This is a genomic window from Saliniramus sp., from assembly GCF_035311605.1.
Classification (GTDB): domain Bacteria; phylum Pseudomonadota; class Alphaproteobacteria; order Rhizobiales; family Beijerinckiaceae; genus Saliniramus.
This window is the reverse complement of the sequence record NZ_DATGCW010000121.1, coordinates 1-3719: the sequence shown is the minus strand read 5'-3', so window position 1 is coordinate 3719 and position 3719 is coordinate 1. Positions and strand designations below refer to the sequence as shown.

Below are 3719 nucleotides of genomic sequence, written 5' to 3'. Positions count from 1 at the left end.
CCCATTCCTCCGGCGTGACGGGCTGCACCGAGAGGCGGGACTGCTTGACCAGCGCCATCTCCGACAGGCGCGGCTCGGCCTTGATCTGCGCCAGCGTCACAGGCTGCTTCAGGGGTTTGATCGCCTTGATGTCGACCATGCCGAAGCGTCCGCTCGGATCGGTGTGATCGGGGTAGAATTCGCGAATCACCTCGACGATGCCGACGATCTCCTTGCCGATATTGGAATGGTAGAAAAACCCGCGATCACCGATCTTCATGGCCATCATCTGCTTCTTGGCCAGATGATTGCGCACCCCGTCCCAATGCTCGCCCCTGTCGCCACGCTCCGTCTGCATCTCGAAGGACCAGACATCCGGTTCGGATTTGAACAGCCAGTAAGCCATGCATGCCTCGATGATCGCGCTGTCGGAAACGGCCGGCACAGGCCGGACCGCGTGGGCGCTTCTAGCCCGATTCCATGGTAAAGCCGAAGCGGAAATTCGCCACCGCGTTCTGTTCAGGCCCGCGCCGCGTCGCCGACCTGGCACGACGCAAGGTAACCACGCCAGCCGCCGAAGCCGCTGATATCCTGCGCGCCGGCAAGCCCGGCACTCTCACACAGGAAACCGGTGACTAAGCTGCCGTCTTCCAATGCGATCCGGCCCAATCCCAGCGGGGCAGGAATCTGCGCCAGCAGCGCGCCGATTGCGGTTTGCGGCAGGGCCCAGATTTCCAGCGCAATGGCATGACCGCCGCTCTCCCGGCGCACCAGGCCGGGACGCGCCGGCGGGCCCCCGGCAAGGGCGTGGAAGCCGTAGCCGTGAGCCGTGCGGGATTCGCGCAGGAAGCGCCCACCCAGTTCCAGAAGCTGGCCGTTCAGGGGCAGCCCCGACATATGCGCGCCGCAGACCGCGATTGCCATCTCGTCATCGGCGGGTTCCGGCGGCATCGCGGGGGCAGCGATACCCGTCACCGCCTGCGTGAGCCGTGACGCTTCCGCCGCGAGCCGCCCGTCGGCGCCGGCCGGGCCGATCAGCGTGACGCTGCCCGGGCGGCCGTCCTCGCGCCGCGCGACCGGGATGGTCAGCGCGCAGAGATCGAGCAGATTGACGAAATTGGTATAGCTCCCGAGATTGCTGTTGGGCGCGACCGGGTCGGCGGCGAGATCGGCGCAGCTGTAGAAACGCGGAATGCTTGGCACGACGAGATAATCGAAACCCGCCATGAGTTGCGCGCAAAGGCGCCGCAGCTCCGCGAGGCGATAGATCGCGCGAAAGGCGTCCGTGGCGCTCATCTCCCGCGCCTTGCCGACCACCTCCCGGGTGACCGGGTGGATCGCATCCGGATCGCTCTCCATAAGTTCCGCAATCACGCTGTAGCGCTCGGCCACCCAGGCGCCGTCATAAAGCATCTGCGCGACCTCGTGGAACGGCCCGAAATCGATCGGCGTGATCGCGGCCCCGCGCCGGCGCAGGGTCTCGAGCGTGGCCGAAAAACTCTCCGCCTGCAGGCTGTCACCGAAGAAGCGCAGGCTTGCGTGATCGGGAACGGCGATGCGCGGTGCGGGAAGCGGTGCCGGCGGGGGCGCCATGCGCACGGGCCGCGCATAGGCATCCGCCACGTCGTAGCCCGCCATCACGGCACAGACGGCATAGGCATCCTCGGCGCTGCGGGCGAAGACCGAGATCGTATCGAGGGTGCGGCAGGCGGGAACCACACCGCCGGCGGAGACCGCGCCCAGGGTCGGCTTGAGGCCGACGATGCCGTTGAGCGCCGCCGGCACCCGGCCCGATCCCGCCGTATCGGTTCCAAGCGCAAAGGGCACTACCCCATGGGCCACCACAACGGCGGAGCCGGAGGAAGAGCCGCCGGGCACGATCGCCGGGTCGAGGGCGTTGCGCGGCACAGGGTACGGCGTGCGGGTGCCGACAAGACCTGTGGCGAACTGGTCGAGATTGGTCTTTCCAATGGGGATCGCCCCGGCTTCACGCAGCCGCGCCACGGCGAAGGCATCCGCCTGCGGATACCGTGTAAAGGCGTCGCAGCCGGCGGTGGTCGGCATGCCGGCCACGTCGATATTGTCCTTCACGGCAAAGGGCACGCCCCAGAGCGGACGGGCGGGATCGAAGGCGCCGAGCGCATCAACCTCGGCCAGAAGGGTTTGCGCCTCTTCCAGATGGATGAAGATCCCCGGATCATCGATCTCCGCCAGCCGCGCCAGCAATGCGGTCATCACGGCGCGCGGCGTGATCCCGCCGGCATAGGCCGTGTGGAGATCCGCCAGGGTGCAGGGCAGGTCTTCGAGGTCGAGGGCATGATCCGCTGGGATGAACCGGTCGACGGACATGAAGCGCTCCTTCATTCTGCGGCCTTGACGGTTTCGCCGGGGGACCGGTCCAGAACCGGCGGTTTCGGCGCCGCCGCGAGCAGCGCGCGCGTGTAGGGGTGCTCGGGATCCTGCATCACCCTTGCCGCCGGCCCGGCCTCGACGATCAGCCCGTCGCGCATGACAAGGACATGGTCGCAGAGCAGACGCACCACGTTGAGATCGTGGCTGACGAAGAGATAGGTCATGTTCAGCCGCGCCCGCAGATCAGCGAGCAGGTTGAGCACCACCGCCTGTATCGAGACGTCGAGAGCGGCGGTGGGCTCGTCCAGGATCAGGAAATCGGGATCGAGGGCGATGGCGCGCGCGATCCCCACCCGCGCCTTCTGACCGCCCGAGAGCTGGTGCGGGTAGCGCGTGAGCAGATGTCCCGGCAGGCCGGTGAGATGGGCGAGCTCGTCCACCCGCACCCCGAGCCGCTTGCCGGACATGCCGCCTAGTCGCCGCAACGGTTCGGCGATCGCATCGAAGGCGTTGTGGCGCGGGTTGAGGCTGTCGGTGGCATCCTGGAAGACCATCTGGATCCGCCCCCGGCGCGGATCCCGGGCGAAGCGATCGGCGGGAATGCCGGCAATGTCACTGCCGTCGAAGACGATGGCGCCGGCGCTCGGATCGAGCAGGCGCACCAGCATGGCGGATGTGGTCGACTTGCCGCAACCCGATTCGCCCACGAGCCCCACCGATTGCCCTTCGCGGATATCGAAGGAGATCCCCTTCACGGCCTGGACCGGTCCGGATTTGCCCGCGAAGGACTTTTCGAGGCCGACCACTTCAAGAAGCTTGCGGCGACCGGGACTGTGTGGTGGCTCGGGATTGCGCGCCTCGGCCGGCAGGAGCTCGCGGATTGCGACACCCGGACGTGGCGTCGCGTCAATCAGCTTGCGGGTATAGGGGTGGCCGGCTGTGGCGAATAGCGTCGCGGAGGCACCACTCTCGACGATCTCGCCATCCTTCATCACCGCAAGGCGATCGCTGTATTGCGCCGCGAGGCCCAGATCATGGGTGATGATGATCGCCGACATGCCGCGTTCGCGGATCAGCTCGCGCACCAGATCCATCACCGCCTTCTGGGTGGTGATGTCGAGCCCGGTCGTGGGTTCGTCGGCGATCAGGAGTTTCGGATTGCAGGCGAGCGCGATGGCGATGACCACGCGCTGGCACATGCCGCCAGAGAGCTCGAACGGATAGGCGTGGTAGCGCGCGGCCGCATCGCGGATCTTTACCGCTTCGAGCGCTTCAATGGCTTTTGCCTTCACATCACGACGCCCAGCCCGGCCATGTTGCAGCAGCACGTCCTCGATCTGCTTTCCGATCTTGCGGATCGGGTTGAGCGCCGCGCGCGGGTTCTGGAA

At 66.9% G+C, this 3719-nt stretch carries 3 protein-coding genes; all 3 read right to left on the bottom strand.

The features are described from left to right. Positions 1 to 385 (bottom strand): EVE domain-containing protein (locus VKP01_RS06130; RefSeq protein WP_324411275.1); only part of this gene is annotated, 385 nt, incomplete at its 3' end. Between the two features lie 113 nt (positions 386 to 498). Then, positions 499 to 2328 (bottom strand): allophanate hydrolase, encoded by a 1830-nt coding sequence (atzF, locus tag VKP01_RS06125; protein WP_324411273.1) that lies wholly within the window; start codon positions 2326 to 2328, stop codon positions 499 to 501. A gap of 11 nt (positions 2329 to 2339) precedes the next feature. Next, on the bottom strand, positions 2340 to 3719 hold a 1380-nt coding region (locus tag VKP01_RS06120), incomplete at its 5' end, for an ABC transporter ATP-binding protein (protein ID WP_324411271.1).

What these genes read in the sequence shown, in the direction of transcription:
- atzF (WP_324411273.1), bottom strand. Translation starts at nt 2,328, where the DNA reads ATGTCCGTCGACCGGTTCATCCCAGCGGATCATGCCCTCGACCTCGAA.